The sequence below is a fragment of the Mesoflavibacter zeaxanthinifaciens DSM 18436 genome, assembly GCF_000422365.1.
Taxonomy (GTDB): Bacteria; Bacteroidota; Bacteroidia; order Flavobacteriales; family Flavobacteriaceae; genus Mesoflavibacter; species Mesoflavibacter zeaxanthinifaciens.
Map to the genome: position 1 here is coordinate 203,123 of NZ_AULQ01000002.1, position 20,810 is coordinate 223,932.

Consider the following 20,810-nt stretch of genomic DNA (forward strand, 5'->3'; position numbering starts at 1 on the left):
TGAAACGTAGGTTCGTTATATAAATTTTTGACAAATGGAACAAAAAAAGGTAGGTATTTGGGTACGCGTATCTGACCCAAAACAAGTTGTAAAAGAAAGCCATATTCATCATGAACTTCACGCAAAAAATTTCGTGGAATCTCGCAAATGGAAAGTGGCAAAAGTTTATCGACTTGAAGCGATGAGCGGTAAATCCATTATGAATTACCCGCAGACGAAAGAGATGCTCAATGATATTAAAAATGGCCTTATCTCTTGTCTTGTTTTTTCAAAAATTGCACGATTAGCAAGAAACACCAAAGAGCTTATTGAAATAGCTGATTATTTTAATGAATATAATGCTGATTTAATATCTATGGATATGACTGTAGATACCTCTACAGCAATAGGAAGACATTTTTATCGAACTATGGGTTCAATGGCTCAATGGGAACGAGAAATGACCGTTGAACGTATTAAATCTTCTATTCAAGCTCGAGCTCAACTAGGTAAACAAATAGGAGGTCAACCTCCTTTAGGATACATCTATGTAAATAAAAAGCTTACAATTAACCAAGAAGAAATATCTGTTATTAAACTAATATTTGAGCTTTTTTTAGAAAATAAAAGAAAACGAACAACTGCAAGAGAACTCAATAATAGAGGATATCGAACTCGTAGAGGTAATTTTTTCACAGACGCTACTATACGAAGAGTGCTTACTGATCCAGTATATAAAGGGCTGCATAGAATGAATTATAGTGCGATGGTAAATGGAGTAAGAGTTATTAAACCAAAAGAAGAATGGGTTTTTCATGAGGTTGAACCTATTGTGTCTGAAGAAGTGTGGAAACAAGTTAATGATATTGTCATTCAACAAATATCTTCTCACACGCAAGTATTAAATAGAAAAACGTATCTTTTTACAGGGTATATATACTGTTACTGCGGAAGTAAAATGTATACACATAACAAAACTAAAAATTACTTCTGTGACAAAAGATGTGGTAATAAAGTAAATAGAGAAGACCTTGAAGAAGTATTTCAAAGTCAATTACATTCATATACAGTATCACAAGCAGAAATACAAAATTATGAGATTAATATATTAAATATTATTCAACAAAAAGAACGTGAGTATTCAAGATTATTAAAGACGCGTGATGCACTTGAAAAGAAAATACAAAAACTTTTAGATTTACATCTAGAAGGACAAATTCCTACAAAATCATTTAAAGAACATCATGATACACCATACAAACAATTGCAAGAAGTTAAGGGACATATACAAGAAATTGAGAATGAAAAAACACTATTAGAAAATCAAAAATCAGTAGTAGAAGAAACAATTTCTGATGCAATAAATTTATATCAATCATGGAGTACTTTAGATCATAATCAAAAACGACAAGTAATCGAAACCGTGGTTAATAAAATAATTGTTGGCATACAAGATATCTCAATACAATTGTATAAAGTATTACCAAACGATATATTACCTCCATTTTCTAAAACAACTCCGAATGGGCTTCACAACCAATAGTTTGCAATTTGTTTTTTATTGCTGCTTTATGTGCGGTTATATCTGTACCATAAGCAAACCCAGAAATAATTATAGGCTTGTATACTGCTAAATCTTCAATTAATTTTTCGCAAAAAGCTATACCAGATGTTGTAATTTTTCTAGTACCAACTATGCTAATAATGTGTTGATTATTTAAGTTGATATTTCCTGACGAGAACAATAAAATAGGACCATCTAAGCAATGTTTTAATTTTTCTGGATACGTTTCATCTAAAAAATAATGACAATTTATACCTTCATCTCTTATGTATTTTAGTTCATTTTCTGCAGCTTCAAGATGATTTGATTTATGCAATTCACTCAATAAAACTTCACCAATACCATCAATTTTTAAAAGATTACTTCTTTTTTCTTTAAAGACAGCTTCTGCACTTCCGCAGTGATTAATTAGCTTTTTTGCAGTAGTATCTCCAATTTTTGATACGTGTTGTAAGGCTAAAATATGCAGTAATTGGCTATCTTTCATTTTATATTAATCTGATTTTTAAGCTACAAGAAAAGAAATTTATTGCTGTTAATAAATAATAGGGTCTAAATTTTATTCGCTTTTAAAAATTTATAACTTTGTTTTTATGCAATTAGAAACCTACATAAGCGATTTGTTATACCGTTACGATTGTGTGACTGTACCAGAGTTTGGTGCTTTTTTAACGCAACGTAAATCGGCTACGGTACACGATTCTACCAACGCGTTTTATCCGCCAAAAAAAGTATTATCTTTTAATGAACAAATACAAAATAACGATGGTCTTTTAGCACGTTATATTGCAGATGTAGAAAAGATTCCTTTTGAAGTTGCTACGCAAAATATAGCAATGCGTGTTAAATCGTTAAAATCTTATTTAACCGAAGGAGAAACTTTAACCTTTGAAAATATTGGCGATTTAAAGTTAAATAATGAAGGTAAAATACAGTTTACACCTTCTTATCACCTTAATTACTTAACAGATGCGTTTGGTTTATCTCAATTTGTAAGTCCTTCTGTAACAAGGGAAGAATACAAAAAAGAGGTTGAAACAATTGAAAAAGAAGTACCAACTATTGCAATTACCCAAGAAAAACGTAAAAGTAAATCTTATCTTAAATACGCTGCAGTTGCTATTATTGCATTAGGTTTAAGCGGTTTTGGAGTAACTAATTATTACAAAAATATAGAAAACCATAACCAAATAGCTCAAGAAGAAGCAGATGCACAATTAGAAAGTCAAATACAAGAAGCTACATTTGTAATAAGCAATCCTTTACCTGCTGTAACATTAAATGTAAATAAACAAATAGGTAATTATCATGTGATTGCTGGTGCTTTTAGATTAGAAGAAAACTCTGATAAAAAAGTTGAACAGTTAAAAGCTTTAGGTTTTAAAGCAAGAAAAATTGGTACAAATAAATACGGATTACACCAAGTTGCTTATGGTAGTTATACGTCTAGAGAAGACGCTTTTAACGCTTTAAATTCAATAAGAAAAGAAAGTAATAAAGACGCTTGGTTGCTTATAAAAAAGTTAGACTAAGTAATGTTTAAAACAAATATTAAAAGCCTTACAATTATAATTGTGAGGCTTTTTGTTTTCATAATTATTTGTAAAAAGCTAAACTAAAAATGTAAATCGTCTTACCTTTGCAAAAAAATAAATTCTATGACACCTAAAACTGCCGAAAGTTCTAAAACAACATTAACCGATTTAGTATTACCAAGCGAAACTAATCCGTTAAACAACCTTTTTGGTGGCGAGTTACTAGCACGTATGGATCGTGCAGCAAGTATTAGTGCAAGACGCCATAGTAGACGTATTGTAGTAACTGCTTCTGTTAATCATGTAGCATTTAACAGAGCTGTACCTTTAGGTAGTGTTGTAACTGTAGAAGCTAAAGTATCTAGAGCCTTTAAAAGCTCTATGGAAATATTTATTGATGTTTGGATTGAAGATCGTGAGTCTGGAGAACGCACAAAAGCTAATGAAGCTATTTATACCTTTGTTGCTGTTGACGAAACAGGAAGACCTGTAAAAGTACCAGAACTTTTACCGGAAACCGATCTTGAAAAAGAACGTTATGCTGCTGCTTTAAGACGTAAGCAATTAAGTTTAGTTTTAGCAGGGAAAATGAAACCTCAAGACGCTACAGAACTTAAAGCTTTATTTGAGTAATTACATTTTATAAACCCATTCTGCTGGGTTTTGTGATGCATTATTTTTATAAACGCTAAACTTTAATAAGGTTTGACCATCGCTGTCTGTAAAGACTTCGCCAATCTGTTGTTTTGTAGAAATCTGTTCGCCTTTTTTAACGTAAACTGTTTTTAAATTACCATAAGCTGTAATGTAATTACCATGTTGGATTAAAACCACAGGATTACTCTTTTTTTGCACCATTACAGCTAAGACTTTACCTTTAAAAACAGCTCTAACTTTAGCATCTTTTTCGGTAGCTATTCTTACACCGCTACTTTGTATTTCGACACTAGGATTTATAGGAGATCTTTGTTTTCCGTAACGTAGTTTTACAATTCCCTTTTCTACTGGCCAAGGTAATTTTCCTTTGTTACTTATAAAGTCTGCTGCTATTAATTTTGCTTCGGCTGTTAATGCAAAACCAGATTTGTAGGTAGACGTTTTGCCTGCTTTTTTATTAGATTTTGCTATTTCGGCTTTAATAATTCGGTCTATTTCTTCATCTATTTTAGCAGCTTCGCGCTGTTTTTCTTTTATTTGAGCAGCATACTTATTTAAGTCTTTTTTAATCTCTGCCATTATAGATTGATGTTGCTTTCTATCGGCTTCTAATTGATTTTGAATGACCTTATTTTCTGCAATTAACTTATCCTTTTCTTCTTTTTGCTTAACTAAGTCTAAGTTTAAATCTTGAAGCTTTTTTGCTTTTACTTTTATGTCTTCAGCTTGTTGTTTCTGCACCTTTGCATATTGGTTCATGTACTGTAAACGCTTATAAGCTTGTCTAAAATTGTCTGAAGACAGTAAAAACATTACACGGCTTTGTTCGCTTTTATTTTTATAACTTTTTTGAATCGTTTTTGCGTAGTTTTCTTTTAAAATGGTAAGCTCGTCACGCAATTGCGAAATTTCTTTTTGATTATTATTTATTGATCTAGTTAATAAATTAGCTTGTTGATTGGTGACTTTTATTAAATTATTGGTCACGCTTAACTTATAGTTTAAGTCTTCTATTAAAGCGGTTTGATCCTTCTTTTTATTTTGGTTAGAAAAAAGAAGACTGTTTATTTTTTTAATTTCGTTTCTAAGCTCTATTCGTCTTGCTTCAAGCTGGTCTTTTTTATTGTTTTGCGCTTGCGCGGAAGTGATGCCAAGCAACAAAAACATTAATGAAAGGGTTAGAAACTGATTGAATTTCATGGTTATAATTCTATTTTTTTATATCCTGAAGGAATACTAAACGGAAAACGTACATCTTCATTCAAATCTACAGATTTTAATTCTAAATTAATCACTAGTTGATCTTCATTTTCTATAGCAAAAATCTTTGTTTCTGAAGGTAAAGTTAAGTTGTCTACTTTTTGATAAGATAAATAGTCTATTTGTAAAATTCTACGTTCTTTAGGTTGTGCAATTTGCTGAGAATCCATTTTAAAATGACTTGGGTTGAACATTAAAAAAAGCTCGAATAAATCGCGTTGTTTTTTTGGTTTTAATTGGTACGATTGGTCAAAAGTATCAATCTCATAATCCTTATCATTAAGTGCAAACATAGACTGACCTAATAGCATATTTTGTACTTTTTGAAAATCTAATTCTGTCCCTAAAAGATTACTTAAGTACGTAAAATCGCCATCAAAATAAGTGTTATCTAGTTTGTTATAAAACGCGACTCTTGTTGGTGTTATTAGCGCTTTAACTAACCCTAATTTACTCATCCAAATGGTTTTATCTTTTTCTATACGAAGACTAACGGTTGTTCCTTCAGATTTATTTTTTTCTATGTATTCAATTTTCATTTTACCTACTAAAGTCTTAAAATCTGACTCTACTTTTTCGGTTTGTTTAATTAATTGTTTTGCTGTTAATCTATTGTTTAGTTCGCCATTGGCAACAATAGTTTTGGCTGATTTACAACCAACAAATACAAATAAAAATAGTATTGTATATAGAGAAAATTGAGTTTTAATAGTCATTAATTAGATAATTGTAATTTTTTTGCTTTATCACTAAACGTTTTTGCTTTATTTAAATTGTTTGTTGCAGTATAAGCTTTGGCTAATTGATTATAAAAATCTGCTTCCATTGGTTTGTCATCAATAATGTAATCTAAGCCCATTTCTAAGCTTTCTATAGCTTCTTTTGGTCTGTTTAAATAGTTTAATGACACACCATGAGTAAGATATAAAACTGGTTGCGATGGGAAAATTTCTATACCTTCTTGGCTACGATCTGCTGCTTGTTTAAATTGTTTTAAATCTATGTGAAGAAGTATTATATTTCTTAATATCCCAAAGTTTTCTTCTTCTTTTTGAAGTGCTTGTTCGTAAAAACTTATTGCTTTTTGTTTTTCGCCTTTAAGTAAATAATATTGAGCTAACTCTACCAACGTTTTACCACTAGATTCAATTTTTGTTAGCATTGAAGTTACATCTACTAAGTCTTGCTCGTATTGTTGATTTTTACTGACAAATTTTACAAAATCTGCTAGTACTTTTATTTTAGATTCGGGATTAATTTTTGAGCTTTGTAAAGCAATTTTCATAGAATTAATTGCTTTATCGTGGCTACCTTCATCTAAATAAAATTTATATAATGCTAGATGAACAAGTTGGTTTTTTGGATTAATTTCTAATAGCTTTTTTGCTGTTTCAAACGCTTTTTTCTTGTCGTTATTTTCGCTGTAACGATAGATTAATCTTAAATAAGTTTCTTCAGATTCTGGATTTTTATCTACGCGTTCTTCAAGATTTTCAATTTGATCTTTTTTTCTACCTGTTGCGTTGTAAATGCGGTTACGTAGTAAGTCTCTATCGTCTGTAATACCGTACTCTTCATCTAACTCGTCTAAGATTTTAAGTGCATCTTTAAAATTACCTGTTTGTACGTAAATATTGGCTAAATCCTCTTTATAATCTGGATGGTATTTTACCAATTGTCTTACGGTTTTTATGGCTTTGTTATATTCTTTTTGCTGAATGTAAACATGATACAGCTCGTCTAAAACCCATTCGTTATCAGGCTCTATTCTTAATGCATCTTTTAATGCATCTTCAGCTTCTCCAAAATTTTTAAGCTTGTTGTAGTTTTTTCCTAATTGATAATAAATAACCACATGAGAATCGTCTAATTCTAAGCAACGTTTTAAGTTATCTACAGCACGGTCATAATTTTCTATACCGTGTTGTTTCATGGCTTCGTAGAAATTATTTTGAAATTCGTCTTCAAAATTTCCTAAGTCGTCATTTGGTGTTTTATTAAAATCTACTTGGGCATAGTTAGTCTGCGGAATGCATAACATTCCGAAAAGGAAATATAAGATGTAAAGCGTTTTTTTCATCTAAATAACCTTTTGACTAAGGTTTAAGTGACTATTTATTTTAATTAGGTCAATAATTATTCCAAAACAGAATAATCGCCAATGCTAATTTTGGTAAACTTACCATCGTACTTAACGTGGTTACCAATCATAGCTTCGTCTAAATTAGCATTTTTTATACTAGTTTGGTTTTGTATTAAACTATTTTTAACGGTTGAATTTTCGATAACACAATTATTACCAATTGAAACATATGGTCCAACCGTTGCGTTTTTAAGCACTACGTTTTCTCCAATATAACAAGGTTCTATAATTGTTGAATTTTCATTTTTTACAGAGTCTGAAACTAATTGCTCTTCTCCATCTGCTTGTAAAAAGCCTAACATACGTTGGTTTGTGTCTAATGTTATGGTTTTGTTTCCGCAGTCCATCCACTCGCTAACTTCGCCTGTTTTAAAGACTTTTCCGTCTGCCATCATGCCTTTAATTCCGTCATTAATTTGATATTCGCCACCATTTATAATATTATTATCTAATACTTTTTGTAGCTGATCTTTTAATTGGCTTACTTCTTTAAAATAGTAAATACCTATAACTGCCAAATCGCTAACAAATTGTTGTGGCTTTTCTACAAGTTCTATAATTTCCTTTTTGTCGTTTAATTTAACAACACCGTAAGCTTCTGGTTGATCTACTTGCTTTACCCAAATTACTGAGTCTGCTTCTGGATCTAAATTAAAATCTGCACGTATTAAAGTATCTGCATAAGCGATTACTGCTGGTCCTGATAAGCTTTCTTTAGCACACATAATAGCGTGACCTGTTCCTAAAGGTTGATCTTGACGATAGATTGAGGCTTTTGCACCTAAGCTAGTCGCTAAGTCTGTTAAACTGTCTACTACATCGTCTCCAAACCAAGCTGGATCACCTAAAACAAAAGCAACTTCGGTAATTGGTTGTTTTAAAACCTTTGCGATATCTTTTACTAATCTGTGTACAATTGGTTGTCCTGCAACAGGAATTAATGGTTTTGGAACTGTTAAGCTATGTGGTCTTAGACGAGATCCTCTTCCCGCCATGGGTACTATTATTTTCATTTTTTTATGCCTGCGTAAGCAGGTATCTTTTTTTAATTAAACTTATTTTTTGGGTTTATACTAAGCTTGATTTTATTTTTACTTGCTTAGAGATTCCTGATTTCGCAGGAATTATTTGACTCCTGTACTTCCAAAACCGCCTTCTCCACGAGATGTTTCAGAAAGTGTATCTACTTCGATCCATTCGGCACGTTCGTGCTTAGCAATTACTAATTGTGCAATACGCTCGCCGTTTTCTATCGTAAAATCTTCGTTAGAAAGGTTAACAAGGATAACACCTATTTCTCCTCTATAATCTGCATCTACTGTTCCTGGCGCATTTAAGACAGTTATTCCTTTTTTTGCGGCTAATCCACTTCTTGGTCTTACTTGCGCTTCAAAACCTATTGGTAACTCTATAAATAAACCTGTTTTAACTATAGTACGATCTAAAGGTTTTAAGGTTATTGCCTCATCTATATTTGCTCTTAAATCCATTCCAGCGGACGCAATAGTTTCATAATTCGGTAAAGCGTGATTGGATTTATTAATGATTTTTATTTGCATGAAATGTTATTTGAGTAGTTTTTTGATTTCATTTTTTTCAAGTTGAAAAACTATGCCTAAAAGTACAATTATTGCAGTAAAACCAATAAAATAATTACCTCTAAAATTATAAAAATAGATGAAAGAGAAACTAATCGACACCAATAAATAAATGACTATTTTCTTTAAATTGTAAGGAATTGGATAGTATTTTCTTCCGAAGAAATAAGATAAAAACATCATTAAGCTATAAGCACAAAGCGTTGCAATTGCAGATCCTTTAAATCCTATTTTAGGTATTAAAATGTAATTGATTAACAATGTTATTACTGCACCAAAAACCGAAATATAGGCACCATATTTAGTCCTGTCTGTAATTTTGTACCAAACGGATAGGTTATGATAAATACCAAGACAAAAGTTTGCTAATAGGATAAAAGGCACTATCCACATGGCGTCATAATAAGCTTCACTTCTAATAATTATAGGTTTTATTATATCTGCAAAAACAACAACTGTCACTAAGATTATTGCTCCAAATGCAATAAAAAACTCTAATATTTTGGCGTAATTTTTTTGTGGATCTTTAGTTTTTGAATGGCTAAAAAAGTAGGGCTCTATCCCTAATCTAAAAGCTGTTGCAAAAAGCGTCATAAATAACGCTAGTTTATAGCATGCAGAATACATACCTATTTGGTCATCTGCTATATTTTCTGGCAATAATTCTTTTAAAAGAATTCGGTCAAAGGTTTCGTTTATAGAATACGCAACGCCTGCAATAAGTACAGGTAAAGCGTAGTTCATCATCTTTTTCCAAAGTTTAATGTCTATTTTAAACTTCACTTTTCTATAAAAAGGTAATAACCAAACCAACGTTAATGCGCTAGCAATGACGTTAGAAATGAAAATATAATTGATTTCAAATTTTGGTTTATAAATAGAATTGAAAATGGAAATAGTTTCGGCTAAATCTTTTAAGTAAACTAATAAAAATACATTTAATCCTAAGTTTACAGCTACGTTTAAAATCTTAATTATAGCATATTTTGTAGGTTGACTTGTAGCTCTTAACCAAGCAAATGGTATAATTACTAATGCGTCTAAAAGCAAAATTAAAAAGACTAAGTTTAAGTATTGTAAGTCAATTTCAATTAAAGATGAAATTTGATTTCTAAAAAGAAAAGCAATACCTAAAACAGCTAAACTACTAACTGTTAACGATGTTGCTGATGTATTTAAAACATTTTTTTGATTTTCTTCTTTATTAAAAAATCTAAAAAACGCGGTTTCCATTCCGTAGGCTAAAACCACATTAAATAAAACGAAATAAGCAAAAATAAAAGATACTTCGCCATATTCAGCTCTTGATAACACTGAAGGATCTGTGTATAATGGCACAAGTATAAAGCTTAACATTCTGGGTAAAACTGTTGCTAAACCATAAATAAATGTTTGCTTAAAAAGAGATTTAAATCCGCTCAAAAGGTTGTTTATTTTGACCTAAATGTATTGAATTTGTTACAGTAATAAAAACATTAATTAATTGGTGGTCCTTCTGGATAGTAAACACCTTCTTTTTCTTCTATATTTGAAACCTTGTAATACTTAGTTGTACCATTTTCTATATAACTAATTACACATTCTCTATTTTCTAATTGAAAAGGAAAAAAACCTTTAGTTGTTAGTGCATTTCCTTCTTCATTAGTTAATCTTTTTGTTAATCGAGAAAAATATTGACCTTTTAAAGGTATTAGTTTTCCTTTCATTTTTCTAAAGTACACACTATCCATTTTAATACTTGAATGGTTTGGATAAAGGTTAGAAAAATAAAGATTGACACCAGAGCTACCAATAGCTACACCGGTTGTCCAATTCTGTAAATAGGTTTGCGTTAATTGAATTGGTGCTTGTTTTTGTAATGCATATTTAGAAGGTGAACAATTACAAATACAAATAAATAACACAATTAGTGTTATTGATTTAAGGGCTTTCATAATGTAAGTAGGTTAATAATTAATTTTGTTTTGGTGGCGCACTCGGAAAATACTCAGTTTGTTTTTCTTTTATATTATCAATTTTATAATACTTCTTTTTATCGTTTTCGGTATAAATGACAACTGCTTCATTTTCTTTTAAATCGAAAGAAATTTCTGCTTCTGTATTAGGAGAGAAATCTTCATTTTGATTAGCTTCAGTTAAAATACGTCCTATAAACAGATTTGGATTATTTGGTTTAGTTTCTAATAAAACTTTATGCCCTCTAAAATATAAACTGTCTAATGATATATTAGTCTTTAAGTTAGTTACAGGAATAAATATATTAATACCTGATCCGCCATTTTTAACTCCTGCAACCCAGTTTTGATAATAAGGTTGTTCTATTTTAAAACTTACACTATCTTGAAGTTTTTGGACACTAGAACATTGTAAAAAAAATGCAAATACTATAAATGTAAACGTGATGTATTTAAAAAAGTTAATCATGAGCTTAGTTTTTTTATAAATATAACAATCAAATTGTATTCCATAAAAAAAGCCTTATCAAAATTGATAAGGCTTTTATTTTTTATAATTGCTTTGAGTTTAGCACTATTAATTATTTAATGCTTCTGCACCACCAACAATTTCTAATATTTCATTAGTAATTGCTGCTTGACGTGCTTTGTTGTAAGTTAATTTTAATTGATCTCTTAACTCTGTAGCATTATCTGTTGCTTTATGCATTGCTGTCATACGTGCTCCATGCTCACTAGCAAAGCTATCTCTTACACCTTTATAAAGCTGAGTTTTTAAAGATTTAGGGATTAACTCTTCTACTATTTCGGCTTTAGAAGGCTCAAAAATGTAATCTAAATTAACGTTTTCATCCTGTTGTATTGGAACAATAGGTAAAAACTGTTCTGTCATTACTATTTGTGTTGCTGCATTCTTAAATTTGTTGTAAACGATTTCAATTTTATCAAACTCGCCTGTAACAAACTTATCCATTAGCATTTGTGCTATTTCTGCAACGTTATCAAAAGTTAGATCATCATAAATATCACTTTTGTTAGCAATAACAATTCCTTTTTTTCCAAAAGCGTCATTAATCTTTTTTCCTATTGCTAAAACAGATACTTCTTTACCTGCGTAAACATTATCTATCAAATTGTTTGTTTGTTTGATAATGTTAGAGTTAAAAGCACCACATAATCCTCTATTTGAAGATATTGAAACTATTAATACTCTGTTTACTTCACGTTGGTCTGCAAATTTACTTCCTGCATCTGCTTCTAAAGTTGCACTTAAGCTTTGTAAAAGCTCTGTTAACTTGTCTGCATAAGGACGCATTGCTGTAATAGCGTCTTGGGCTTTCTTTAACTTTGCAGCAGATACCATTTTCATAGCACTGGTTATTTGCATTGTTGAAGATACCGAAGATATCCTATTACGTATTTCTTTAAGATTTGCCATTTTTTAGTAATTAGTATTGAGTATTCAGTAGTGAGAAAACTTTCTATCTCACTACTCAATACTAAAATCTATTATTATGCTTTATATTTAGCTGAAAGGTCTTTTGCTACTGCAGATAATGTATCTGTAACCTCATCAGTTAATTTTCCTGCTTTTAAAGTATCTAAAACATCTCTGTGTTTAGCATTTAAGAACTCGATATAATCTCTTTCAAATTCTTTTACTTTTTCAACAGGTACATCTCTTAATAAGTTTTTAGAACCAGCGTAGATAATTGCTACTTGGTCTTCTACTGTATAAGGATCGTTTTGTGCTTGCTTTAAGATTTCTACGTTACGCTTACCTTTTTCAATTACATTTAACGTTGCAGCATCAAGGTCTGAACCAAACTTAGCAAATGCCTCAAGCTCACGGAACTGTGCTTGGTCTAACTTTAATGTACCAGCTACTTTCTTCATTGACTTAATTTGAGCAGATCCACCTACACGAGATACCGAGATACCTACGTTAATTGCTGGACGTACACCAGAGTTAAATAAGTCTGACTCTAAGAAAATCTGTCCGTCCGTAATAGAAATTACGTTAGTTGGAATATATGCAGAAACGTCTCCAGCTTGTGTTTCGATAATTGGTAAAGCTGTTAAAGATCCACCACCTTTTACTACTGGCTTTAACGATTCTGGTAAATCATTCATGTTTTTAGCAATATCATCATCTGCAATTACTTTTGCAGCACGCTCTAATAATCTTGAGTGAAGGTAGAAAACGTCTCCTGGATACGCCTCACGTCCTGGTGGACGACGTAATAATAAAGATACCTCACGGTAAGCAACTGCTTGTTTTGATAAATCATCAAATACAATTAAAGCTGGTCTACCAGTATCTCTAAAATACTCACCTATTGCAGCACCGGTAAATGGCGCGTAAACTTGCATTGCAGCAGGATCTGATGCATTTGCAGCTACAATAGTAGTATAAGCTAAAGCTCCTTTTTCTTCTAAAGTCTTAGCAATGTTTGCAACTGTAGACGCTTTTTGTCCTACTGCTACATATATACAATATACAGGCTCTCCTGCATCGTAAAATTCTTTTTGATTTAAGATGGTATCAATACAAACTGTTGTTTTACCAGTTTGACGGTCACCAATTACAAGCTCACGTTGTCCACGTCCTACAGGAATCATGGCATCTACAGATTTAATACCTGTTTGTAATGGCTCGTTTACTGGTTGACGGTAAATAACACCAGGCGCTTTACGCTCTAATGGCATTTCGTAAGTATCACCAGCGATAGGTCCTTTACCATCAATTGGATTTCCTAATGTATCTACTACACGACCAACAATACCTTCACCTACTTTAACAGAAGCAATACGGTTAGTACGTTTTACTGTAGAACCTTCTTTTACTCCAGTTGATCCTCCTAATAATACAATACCTACGTTGTCTTCTTCAAGGTTTAGTACAATACCTTCTAATCCTCCTTCAAATTCTACTAACTCTCCGTATTGAGCATTTGATAATCCGTAAGCACGTACAATACCATCTCCTACTGTTAATACTGTTCCAACTTCGTCTAATGAAGCACTTGCTTCAAAACCAGATAGTTGTTGTTTTAAGATTGCTGATACTTCAGCTGGTTTTACTTCTGCCATCTTATTTAGATATTAGATGTTAGATTTAAATCTAACTATATTTAATTTATTGTAAATTCTCTTTTTAATTTGTTTAGTTGGTTAGCAATACTTGCGTTGTATTGTGTATCTCCAACTCTTAAGATGAAACCTCCTAAAATGTTTTCATCTACTATATTTGTTATTGCTGCTTCTTTACCTGTAAGCTCTTTTACTTTTGCTTGTACTTTATTTTCTAACTCTTTTGTTAAAGGTACTGCTGTAGTTACTTGTGCTACTTGGCTGCCTTTTTGTTGCTCAAAAAGGGTTATAAAACTTGAAGCCACTTCTGGTAATAGAGATATACGCTTGTTAGCAATAAGTACATCTATTAAATTAACTGTTGCTTTGTTAGTATTTTTAAAAATTTCTAACAATGCCGATTTTTTTACAGATGAACGTATTACAGGACTGTAAAGCATATCTTTTAAATCTTTACTCTCAGCAACAGTATTTTTTATTAGCTCCATATCTGTATTTACAGCATCTGCTGTATTACTTTCTGTGGCTAAACTTAGTACTGCTTTTGCGTAACGTATTGCTGCTCTTTCTCCTGCCATTTTTTGACTAGTTTAATTTTGCGTCTCCTAACATAGACTCAACTAATTCTATTTGTTTGTCTTTGTTAGATAATTCTTGACGTACAACTTTTTCTGCTATCTCTAAAGATAATCCTGCTACTTGACCTTTTAACTCAGCCATAGCAGATTTCTTTTCGCTTTCTATTGCTGCTTGAGCTTGCTCTATAATTGTATTAGCCTGCTCTTGTGCTTCTGTTTTAGCGTCTTCAATCATTTTTGTTTTTAACTCGCGTGCTTCTTTTAACATTGCTTCACGTTCTGCACGAGCTTCTTTTAATAACTTATCGTTATCTGCTTGAAGATTTTGCATTTCAACTTTGGCATTCTCTGCTGCTTCTAATGCGTTTTGGATACCATCTTCACGAGATTGTAAAGCGTCTAAGATTGGTTTCCAAGCAAATTTTCTCATTAATACTATAAGTATTACTAAGATTACAGCTTGCATTATAAATAAACCTACTGAAAAATCGTTTAATAAAGTTTCCATTTGATATTGATTACTTCTTTGTGTTTGTTTAATTTAAAACAGCTTCTGCAACCAACCGTTGCAGAAGTTGTCTTGTTTTGTTTTAGGATTATTTTCCTAAGATTAATGCACCGAATGCTAAACCTTCTAATAAGGCACCGATGATGATCATCGCAGTTTGGATTTTTCCAGCTGCTTCTGGTTGACGAGCAATACCTTCCATTGCTTTTCCACCGATTTGACCTAAACCGATTCCTCCACCGATTACGATTAATCCTGCTCCAATTAAATTGTACATACTAATTGATTTTAAATATTAATTAAACAAATTCTTATTAATGATGGTCATGCTCTTCAACCGCCATACCTATAAATAACGATGATAACATCGTAAAAATAAATGCTTGTAAAAAGGCTACCAATATTTCGATAACCGATATAAATAATGCTAACACTAAAGACATACCTGTAGATGCTACTGGTCCAAATGCTTCCTTCATTGTTATCATTAATGCTATAAGACTCATTACCACAAAGTGTCCTGCTGTCATGTTTGCAAATAAACGAACTAATAAAGAGAACGGTTTAATTAACACAAATCCTACTAATTCTATCACTGCTAATACTGGTCTTAATATTACTGGTACTCCTGGCATCCATAATGTATGCATCCAGAAATCTTTGCTACCACTAAATAAATAGATTACAGCTGTAAATATTGCTAAACATACTGTTACAGCAATTTGTCCTGTTACGTTAAATCCTAATGGCGTTAATCCTAATAAGTTTAATATCCAAATAAAGAAAAATACTGTTAATAAGAAGCCCATAAATTTACGGTACTTTTTCTCTCCAATATTTGGCTTAGCAATATCGTCTCTTACATAGATTACTAATGGTTCTAATACACGACCTATACCAGTTGGGATGTTTTTTCCTTTTTTGTAGCCTTTTGCTAAACTACCAAAACCTAAAATCATTAATAATCCAGCTAGCAACATACCAAACACACTTTTAGTTATAGAAAAATCTAAAACTTTGTGTGCGTTTGTTGGGTGATGTGCATCATCAAAAGCAACAGTTGTTGCACCATTGTCTAACTCGTATATTTTACTGTGTAATTTTACTAATCTAGTATCTCCTTTTTCTACGATTACTTCACCGTTATCGTCATGATGGAACTCTGAAGACATAAACGTCTTTAACCCATTACTTGTCCAAACAATTACAGGTAATGGCATACTCCAATGTTTTCCTGTTTTATTATTAGTAAACAAATGAAAATCGTGAGAATCTTTTAAGTGATGTTGAATATACTCTTTAATTTCTGAAGGTGTATCAATTGTATTACCGTTGTGGTCTTCTTGATGAGACTGGTTTGTTTCTGCTAATGAAACAGAAGTTATTAATACACAGAATAATGCTATAATTAATTTGATAGATCTTTTTGCAATCATCATTTTTTCGCCTAATTAAAGTTTTGCCTTTAAATTTCGTGCAAATGTAAGCATTTATTTAAAAATTTAAAGCTTTTTTTTATTTTAAAAAACAGCTTTTTTTTTTGAGCTAAATAGCTGATTATATAAGCCTTATTTATTAGTTAGTAGTTTACCTACTAATAATGCTTCAATAATTAAAAAAATAAATAAAGGAACCACCAAACTTATTCTTTCTTGTAGCGCTTCTAATTCTACCGCAAAGACTGATTTTTGAAAAATTAACACAAATGCTCCTATCTTAAAACACATTAGCATTAAATAGGCGTAACCTACTTGATTTGGTAGTTTGGTAAAAAGAAATTCTATTATTAAATATACTATTATGGCAGATAGTGCATGAAAAAGATAGACACTAAATAATGAGTACTGAAGCTGAATATCTATTAGTGATTTATTTAGTCCGTAACTAATAAAAAAAGCAGCTATGATTATAGCTACAGATATTATAATACGTTTTAGCATTATTTTTTGTTTGTAATTTTTATAACTTGATAGATAACCGAAAACATTGCAACAGCAACTGCAATTAATGTTACTACCTTATAATAGATTTGATTGGTTGTGTTGTATTTTTGGTCAAGCCACTCGCCAAGCTTGCTTCCTAAGTAAATGGTTAATCCCATTTGTAAAGCAATAGAAGTAAACTTTATGTATTTATTAGGCTGTTTTTTGTTGTTTTGATTTGCCATTTATATCTTTTACAGAAGATTTCATCTCACAAGTTACATTAAATGTTGCTCCTGGCTCTACTGCTAATTTTTCGGTAACAACATCTCCTTCTATATATGCTGTAGATTTTAATGTTAATGTACCTGTTAATTCTATTGTACCGTTTAGTTTTCCTTCAAAATAAGCATTGCTACATGATAACTTACCTGATATTTGACCATCTTTACCTACTACAACCTTACCTGGTGTCTGTATGTTTCCTTCAATAATTCCATCTACACGTAAGTCGCCTTCACTAAAAAAATCACCTACAATTTTAGTTCCTTTTGCTATTATATTTTGGATAGAAATATGTTCTTGATTTTTGTTTTTCTTCATAATTAAGGGAGATTATTGATTTGCTATATAAGTGTCTAAGTTTTTATGTATTTGGATAATCTGGTAATTTTCTTGCGAAATTCCAAAAAATGGTCTATCTATTTTCTTTTTATCCTTTTCTTCTACAATATTAGCAAACCCTTTTGCGCCATCTATACTTTTTATACCATGTACTACTAAAAATGTTTTATCTTTACTATAAACATCTACAGACGTTGATAAGTCGTAGTAAGATATTTTTTCTATCACTTTATCTAGTGTTTCTTTAAACTCTTTTAATTCAACTTCTTGATTTTTATCAAATTGATAGACTACTTTAAAGTTTTTAGATACATCATTTGGCACAAATATTTGTTTACTTAAAGACTGTAAACTATTAATTAGATTTTGTGCTTTTATACCTTCTTCTGTGTTAGCATAATCTAATGCTATTTGGTTTAAGGCTTCCATGTAAGCTGTGTAACCATTTAATCTACCGTTTGCTGTTGCTTTTAGCAATTCAAATTTTGGCACAATTGGATCGCCGTCAAAGTAGTTTATATATTGGTCACTGTCTTCTATAACAGATTGATATTGTTGCTCTTCAAGTTTTTTATAGGTTTGCTCGTAAAGATTTTCTGGGCTTCCTTCATTATCTGCAACTGCTTGATTTGGATTCTGTAAAATAAAGGCATATCTAGAATCTGGATAATTACTTATTATATCTTGCTTAGTAATTTCAGCTTCATTTGTTTGTCCTAAAATTTCATAGATTTTATACAGATTATATTTTGAAGGTAATATTAAACGTTCCTCCGGTGCACTTTTTAATAAGGTTGTGAATTTTGTTTTTGAAAGCTCGTATTCTTTAAATTTCTCTTTATAAATTAACCCTAATTGATAGTAAGCATAATTTCTTTCCTTCATTAGACTATCAATGTCTTTATCTGTGCTTGGTAATTGTTTTAAGTAATAATCTGGAGAGAATTTTTCGTTTTCAGAATTATTTTCTATTGCAGAAGCAATTGCGTCTGTAAAAGAAAACCCACTGCGACCATTACTTGACCAACGCCAATTATCTTCATTACTTCTTTCTCCCCAAAGTTGTTCAAATTGGTTTTTACCATAAGCTACAGTTTCTTGATTATAAAAATAGAAACTTGTTGCATTACCTACTGGTGAAGCACCTCGTGGTGGACCAAAACCACTTTTTTTGTTAGTAGTGTTTTGCTGAAAATCTTTTATACGTTTTTGAGTTTCTAAACGCTCTTGCTCTTCTTCAGCTTTAGCTTTTAATTTATCTGTATAATCTTTAAAATACTGTTCTCTTTCTGCTATTGGCATAGCGACTAACTTTAAAATACTGTCGTTAGCTTCTGCAACACCTTCGTAGAAGATAACATCTTCTAAATTTTCGTTTTTCTTTTTAATCACACGGTATGGTTTACTATTTTCTACCATATTGATTAATGTACTGTCGTAGTAGGCGCCTGCTAGTTTATACTCTGTATTATCAAAATAGTAATTACCTAAAGTTTCGTAGTTTTTGGCAACTAAAATTTTGTCTTTAGAGTTGGTGCGAAGTGATTTATTGTAGTAAGCTATTGCTAAAGAATCGAATTTATTTTCTAAGTGAAACTCGGCTATTTGGTGATAAATTTTATCTAAAAACGGACGGTTTTCTCTATTTTCTTCAAGTTTGGTTAAGTGTTCTAAAAATTCGATTTTATTACCGTTTTCATAATCGAAATTCTTAGCTTTTTCTACTTCTGCAGCAATAAGATATTGACGTGGTATTTTTCGGTTTAAATCTATAACCTCATCAAAAGCTATGTTTGCGCTGTCTTTATCTTCTAAAGCATTGTAAAGCTGACCTTTTATAAAGTTGAAACGACCTTTTTCTTCATTCTTTTTTGTGGCTTTAGATGCTGTTTTTATATGCACAATAGCACTATCTAACTGCTCTAAATTAATATAAGCTTGTGCCAAAGTAGATGTAGCATCTGCAAGTTGTTGGTCTTCTAGATCTTCTTGTTCTAATAGGCGTTTGAGGTTTTCTATAGCAATTTCGTTATTTTCTAATCGCATATTGGTTTTTTCTCGCCATACTTTTGCTGTGTTGATTTTATCAGAATCGCCATAACTTGATAAAATCTTATTAAAAGCGTTTAATGCAGGAACAAAACGTTGGTCAAAATAACGTGCTTGACCTAATAGTAAATAAGCTTCGTCTATTTGTGGATTATGCTCTTTACCTTGAATATTCATACCGTGTTTTTGAACGGCTTTGACAGCTTTTTCTTCAGCTTTTGTAAAATCAGAATTTTTGGATTGTCCTGGTAAAATAACTTCTTCTGTTATTTGCATACGCTCTACAGGAAGTATGGCCCAATAATTATCAAAATAAGTAGCGTTTAGACTGTTACGTCCTTGCTCTAACGCATTGTAACCATTAAATAATGTGTTATATTCTGCAGTTACTGCGTGAAAATTACGACTTATAAAACTATCGTTTTTTCGAGAGCAACTTGTAATTGTTAGTACTATAACCGTAAAGGCTAAACTTATTTTAAATGCTAATTTCAATGCGGTTGTATTTTGTGTAATACATAACTGTTTACATGCAATTTTATTATATTTTTTGCATGTAAGAGCGTAAAAATAAGCATCTTTTTTTAAATAACTTAACGCATATCAATTTACAGAGAAAAAACTATAAAATATTACACTTCTGATATGCCCGAAAAATGCGCTTCTAATTCTTTTAAAGTCGCCTCGCTAGTTTTAATATCTTTTACAGCTTGACCTTTATCTAAAACCACAATACGCTCGCAAACATCGGTAACATGTAATAAATCATGACTTGATACTAACACGGTTACACCTTGTTTTTCGGCTAAATCTTTAATGATTTGTTTTAATCTAATTTGTGTTGTTGGATCTAAGTTTGCAAAAGGTTCATCAAGAATAATGACTTCTGGATTACCTATTAATGCAGCAACAATTCCGGCTTTTTTCTGGTTTCCTTTACTTAAATCGCGTAAATATTTTTTCTGGTTTAAGATTTCACCATGAAAAAAATCTTCAAACTGTGCCAATAAGTTGTCTACGTCTTGTTTGTTTTGCCCACGTAAATCACCAATAAAATAAAAATATTCTTCTGGTGTCAAGTAACCAATTAAGAAGCTTTCGTCTATAAATGCAGAGGTAAATGGTTTCCAGTCTTCACTTTCGCTAACAATAACGCCATTATTTTCTATCTGTCCTGTTGTTGGTTTTATTAAATCAAGAAGTAAACTAAAATAGGTTGTTTTACCTGCTCCGTTGTTTCCTACTAATCCAAAACTTTGTCCTTTTGGGATTTCTAAAGTTGAAATATTTAATACTTCTTTACTATTATATTTTTTTGAAAGGTTTGTTGTCTTTATCATGATTA

The 20,810-nt window shown here is 31.2% G+C and carries 22 protein-coding genes and 1 pseudogene; 3 read left to right on the forward strand and 20 right to left on the reverse strand.

The genetic code is table 11. The features are described from left to right. Positions 1-34 precede the first annotated feature (34 nt). The gene (locus H574_RS0103685) at positions 35-1,522 is read left to right on the forward strand and encodes a recombinase family protein (protein ID WP_027879263.1); all 1,488 of its coding nucleotides are present in this window, start codon (positions 35-37) and stop codon (positions 1,520-1,522) included. Here the strand turns inward: H574_RS0103685 and H574_RS13920 are convergent. Next, positions 1,503-2,030 (reverse strand): annotated as a pseudogene (locus H574_RS13920) (DNA-processing protein DprA); the annotation flags it as partial. The gene H574_RS0103685 and the pseudogene H574_RS13920 sit on opposite strands and share 20 nt — an antisense overlap. A 106-nt stretch (positions 2,031-2,136) precedes the next feature. Here H574_RS13920 and H574_RS0103695 point away from each other — a divergent pair. Both H574_RS0103695 and H574_RS0103700 read left to right on the forward strand, forming a co-directional pair. Further along, the gene (locus H574_RS0103695) at positions 2,137-3,075 is read left to right on the forward strand and encodes an HU domain-containing protein (RefSeq protein WP_027879264.1); all 939 of its coding nucleotides are present in this window, start codon (positions 2,137-2,139) and stop codon (positions 3,073-3,075) included. A 126-nt stretch (positions 3,076-3,201) separates the two neighbouring features. Then, entirely contained in the window at positions 3,202-3,711 is a 510-nt protein-coding gene (locus tag H574_RS0103700; RefSeq protein WP_027879265.1) for an acyl-CoA thioesterase, read from the forward strand. Here the strand turns inward: H574_RS0103700 and H574_RS0103705 are convergent, their stop codons facing one another. The 19 genes from H574_RS0103705 to H574_RS0103795 form a co-directional block, all read right to left on the reverse strand. Continuing rightward, positions 3,712-4,935 (reverse strand): murein hydrolase activator EnvC family protein, encoded by a 1,224-nt coding sequence (locus tag H574_RS0103705; RefSeq protein WP_027879266.1) that lies wholly within the window; start codon positions 4,933-4,935, stop codon positions 3,712-3,714. Positions 4,936-4,937: 2 nt separating this feature from the next. Further along, positions 4,938-5,711 (reverse strand): lipoprotein insertase outer membrane protein LolB1, encoded by a 774-nt coding sequence (lolB1, locus tag H574_RS0103710; protein ID WP_027879267.1) that lies wholly within the window; start codon positions 5,709-5,711, stop codon positions 4,938-4,940. Continuing rightward, positions 5,711-7,075, reverse strand: coding sequence for a tetratricopeptide repeat protein (locus tag H574_RS0103715; protein ID WP_027879268.1), 1,365 nt, complete (start codon positions 7,073-7,075; stop codon positions 5,711-5,713). Before H574_RS0103715 ends, lolB1 begins: the two co-directional genes overlap by 1 nt. Before the next feature lie 56 nt (positions 7,076-7,131). After that, positions 7,132-8,151 (reverse strand): sugar phosphate nucleotidyltransferase, encoded by a 1,020-nt coding sequence (locus H574_RS0103720; RefSeq protein WP_027879269.1) that lies wholly within the window; start codon positions 8,149-8,151, stop codon positions 7,132-7,134. A 111-nt stretch (positions 8,152-8,262) separates the two neighbouring features. After that, complete coding sequence (gene dut / locus H574_RS0103725; RefSeq protein WP_027879270.1) at positions 8,263-8,697, reverse strand: dUTP diphosphatase; 435 nt, start codon at positions 8,695-8,697, stop codon at positions 8,263-8,265. 6 nt (positions 8,698-8,703) lie between these two features. After that, positions 8,704-10,158 carry an oligosaccharide flippase family protein gene (locus tag H574_RS0103730; protein ID WP_027879271.1) on the reverse strand — a complete coding sequence of 485 codons (1,455 nt, stop codon included), beginning with the start codon at positions 10,156-10,158 and terminating at the stop codon, positions 8,704-8,706. A 53-nt stretch (positions 10,159-10,211) separates the two neighbouring features. Continuing rightward, positions 10,212-10,670 (reverse strand): hypothetical protein, encoded by a 459-nt coding sequence (locus H574_RS0103735; RefSeq protein WP_027879272.1) that lies wholly within the window; start codon positions 10,668-10,670, stop codon positions 10,212-10,214. A gap of 19 nt (positions 10,671-10,689) precedes the next feature. Beyond that, the gene (locus H574_RS0103740; RefSeq protein ID WP_027879273.1) at positions 10,690-11,160 is read right to left on the reverse strand and encodes a hypothetical protein; all 471 of its coding nucleotides are present in this window, start codon (positions 11,158-11,160) and stop codon (positions 10,690-10,692) included. A 108-nt stretch (positions 11,161-11,268) separates the two neighbouring features. Continuing rightward, positions 11,269-12,129, reverse strand: coding sequence for an ATP synthase F1 subunit gamma (gene atpG / locus H574_RS0103745; protein WP_027879274.1), 861 nt, complete (start codon positions 12,127-12,129; stop codon positions 11,269-11,271). A 74-nt stretch (positions 12,130-12,203) separates the two neighbouring features. Then, positions 12,204-13,784 (reverse strand): F0F1 ATP synthase subunit alpha, encoded by a 1,581-nt coding sequence (atpA, locus tag H574_RS0103750; RefSeq protein ID WP_027879275.1) that lies wholly within the window; start codon positions 13,782-13,784, stop codon positions 12,204-12,206. A 41-nt stretch (positions 13,785-13,825) separates the two neighbouring features. Beyond that, positions 13,826-14,362 (reverse strand): ATP synthase F1 subunit delta, encoded by a 537-nt coding sequence (atpH, locus tag H574_RS0103755; RefSeq protein ID WP_027879276.1) that lies wholly within the window; start codon positions 14,360-14,362, stop codon positions 13,826-13,828. Positions 14,363-14,369: 7 nt separating this feature from the next. Then, positions 14,370-14,870 (reverse strand): F0F1 ATP synthase subunit B, encoded by a 501-nt coding sequence (locus tag H574_RS0103760; protein WP_027879277.1) that lies wholly within the window; start codon positions 14,868-14,870, stop codon positions 14,370-14,372. Between the two features lie 88 nt (positions 14,871-14,958). Beyond that, complete coding sequence (atpE, locus tag H574_RS0103765; protein WP_004569351.1) at positions 14,959-15,147, reverse strand: ATP synthase F0 subunit C; 189 nt, start codon at positions 15,145-15,147, stop codon at positions 14,959-14,961. A gap of 37 nt (positions 15,148-15,184) precedes the next feature. Further along, positions 15,185-16,309 (reverse strand): F0F1 ATP synthase subunit A, encoded by a 1,125-nt coding sequence (atpB, locus tag H574_RS0103770; protein WP_027879278.1) that lies wholly within the window; start codon positions 16,307-16,309, stop codon positions 15,185-15,187. Between the two features lie 129 nt (positions 16,310-16,438). Further along, on the reverse strand, positions 16,439-16,810 hold the full coding sequence (locus H574_RS13925) for a DUF6168 family protein (protein ID WP_027879279.1): 372 nt from the start codon (positions 16,808-16,810) through the stop codon (positions 16,439-16,441). After that, positions 16,810-17,037 carry an AtpZ/AtpI family protein gene (locus tag H574_RS0103780; RefSeq protein WP_027879280.1) on the reverse strand — a complete coding sequence of 76 codons (228 nt, stop codon included), beginning with the start codon at positions 17,035-17,037 and terminating at the stop codon, positions 16,810-16,812. The genes H574_RS13925 and H574_RS0103780 overlap by 1 nt, the downstream gene beginning before the upstream one ends. Further along, positions 17,006-17,395: a bactofilin family protein gene (locus H574_RS0103785; protein ID WP_027879281.1), complete on the reverse strand. Its 390-nt coding sequence runs from the start codon at positions 17,393-17,395 to the stop codon at positions 17,006-17,008. Before H574_RS0103785 ends, H574_RS0103780 begins: the two co-directional genes overlap by 32 nt. A 12-nt stretch (positions 17,396-17,407) precedes the next feature. Beyond that, a complete protein-coding gene (porW, locus tag H574_RS0103790) occupies positions 17,408-19,960 on the reverse strand; it encodes a type IX secretion system periplasmic lipoprotein PorW/SprE (RefSeq protein ID WP_036227056.1) in 2,553 nt (850 codons plus the stop codon). A gap of 137 nt (positions 19,961-20,097) precedes the next feature. Then, complete coding sequence (locus H574_RS0103795; RefSeq protein ID WP_027879283.1) at positions 20,098-20,805, reverse strand: ABC transporter ATP-binding protein; 708 nt, start codon at positions 20,803-20,805, stop codon at positions 20,098-20,100. Positions 20,806-20,810: the final 5 nt, after the last annotated feature.

Bases quoted from the DNA above. Each gene is read 5' to 3' on its own strand.
- H574_RS0103685 (WP_027879263.1), top strand. From the start codon at position 35: ATGGAACAAAAAAAGGTAGGTATTTGGGTACGCGTATCTGACCCAAAA.
- H574_RS0103695 (WP_027879264.1), top strand. From the start codon at position 2,137: ATGCAATTAGAAACCTACATAAGCGATTTGTTATACCGTTACGATTGT.
- H574_RS0103700 (WP_027879265.1), top strand. From the start codon at position 3,202: ATGACACCTAAAACTGCCGAAAGTTCTAAAACAACATTAACCGATTTA.
- H574_RS0103705 (WP_027879266.1), bottom strand. From the start codon at position 4,935: ATGAAATTCAATCAGTTTCTAACCCTTTCATTAATGTTTTTGTTGCTT.
- lolB1 (WP_027879267.1), bottom strand. From the start codon at position 5,711: ATGACTATTAAAACTCAATTTTCTCTATATACAATACTATTTTTATTT.
- H574_RS0103715 (WP_027879268.1), bottom strand. From the start codon at position 7,075: ATGAAAAAAACGCTTTACATCTTATATTTCCTTTTCGGAATGTTATGC.
- H574_RS0103720 (WP_027879269.1), bottom strand. From the start codon at position 8,151: ATGAAAATAATAGTACCCATGGCGGGAAGAGGATCTCGTCTAAGACCA.
- dut (WP_027879270.1), bottom strand. From the start codon at position 8,697: ATGCAAATAAAAATCATTAATAAATCCAATCACGCTTTACCGAATTAT.
- H574_RS0103735 (WP_027879272.1), bottom strand. From the start codon at position 10,670: ATGAAAGCCCTTAAATCAATAACACTAATTGTGTTATTTATTTGTATT.
- H574_RS0103740 (WP_027879273.1), bottom strand. From the start codon at position 11,160: ATGATTAACTTTTTTAAATACATCACGTTTACATTTATAGTATTTGCA.
- atpG (WP_027879274.1), bottom strand. From the start codon at position 12,129: ATGGCAAATCTTAAAGAAATACGTAATAGGATATCTTCGGTATCTTCA.
- atpA (WP_027879275.1), bottom strand. From the start codon at position 13,784: ATGGCAGAAGTAAAACCAGCTGAAGTATCAGCAATCTTAAAACAACAA.
- atpH (WP_027879276.1), bottom strand. From the start codon at position 14,362: ATGGCAGGAGAAAGAGCAGCAATACGTTACGCAAAAGCAGTACTAAGT.
- H574_RS0103760 (WP_027879277.1), bottom strand. From the start codon at position 14,870: ATGGAAACTTTATTAAACGATTTTTCAGTAGGTTTATTTATAATGCAA.
- atpE (WP_004569351.1), bottom strand. From the start codon at position 15,147: ATGTACAATTTAATTGGAGCAGGATTAATCGTAATCGGTGGAGGAATC.
- atpB (WP_027879278.1), bottom strand. From the start codon at position 16,309: ATGATGATTGCAAAAAGATCTATCAAATTAATTATAGCATTATTCTGT.
- H574_RS13925 (WP_027879279.1), bottom strand. From the start codon at position 16,810: ATGCTAAAACGTATTATAATATCTGTAGCTATAATCATAGCTGCTTTT.
- H574_RS0103780 (WP_027879280.1), bottom strand. From the start codon at position 17,037: ATGGCAAATCAAAACAACAAAAAACAGCCTAATAAATACATAAAGTTT.
- H574_RS0103785 (WP_027879281.1), bottom strand. From the start codon at position 17,395: ATGAAGAAAAACAAAAATCAAGAACATATTTCTATCCAAAATATAATA.
- H574_RS0103795 (WP_027879283.1), bottom strand. From the start codon at position 20,805: ATGATAAAGACAACAAACCTTTCAAAAAAATATAATAGTAAAGAAGTA.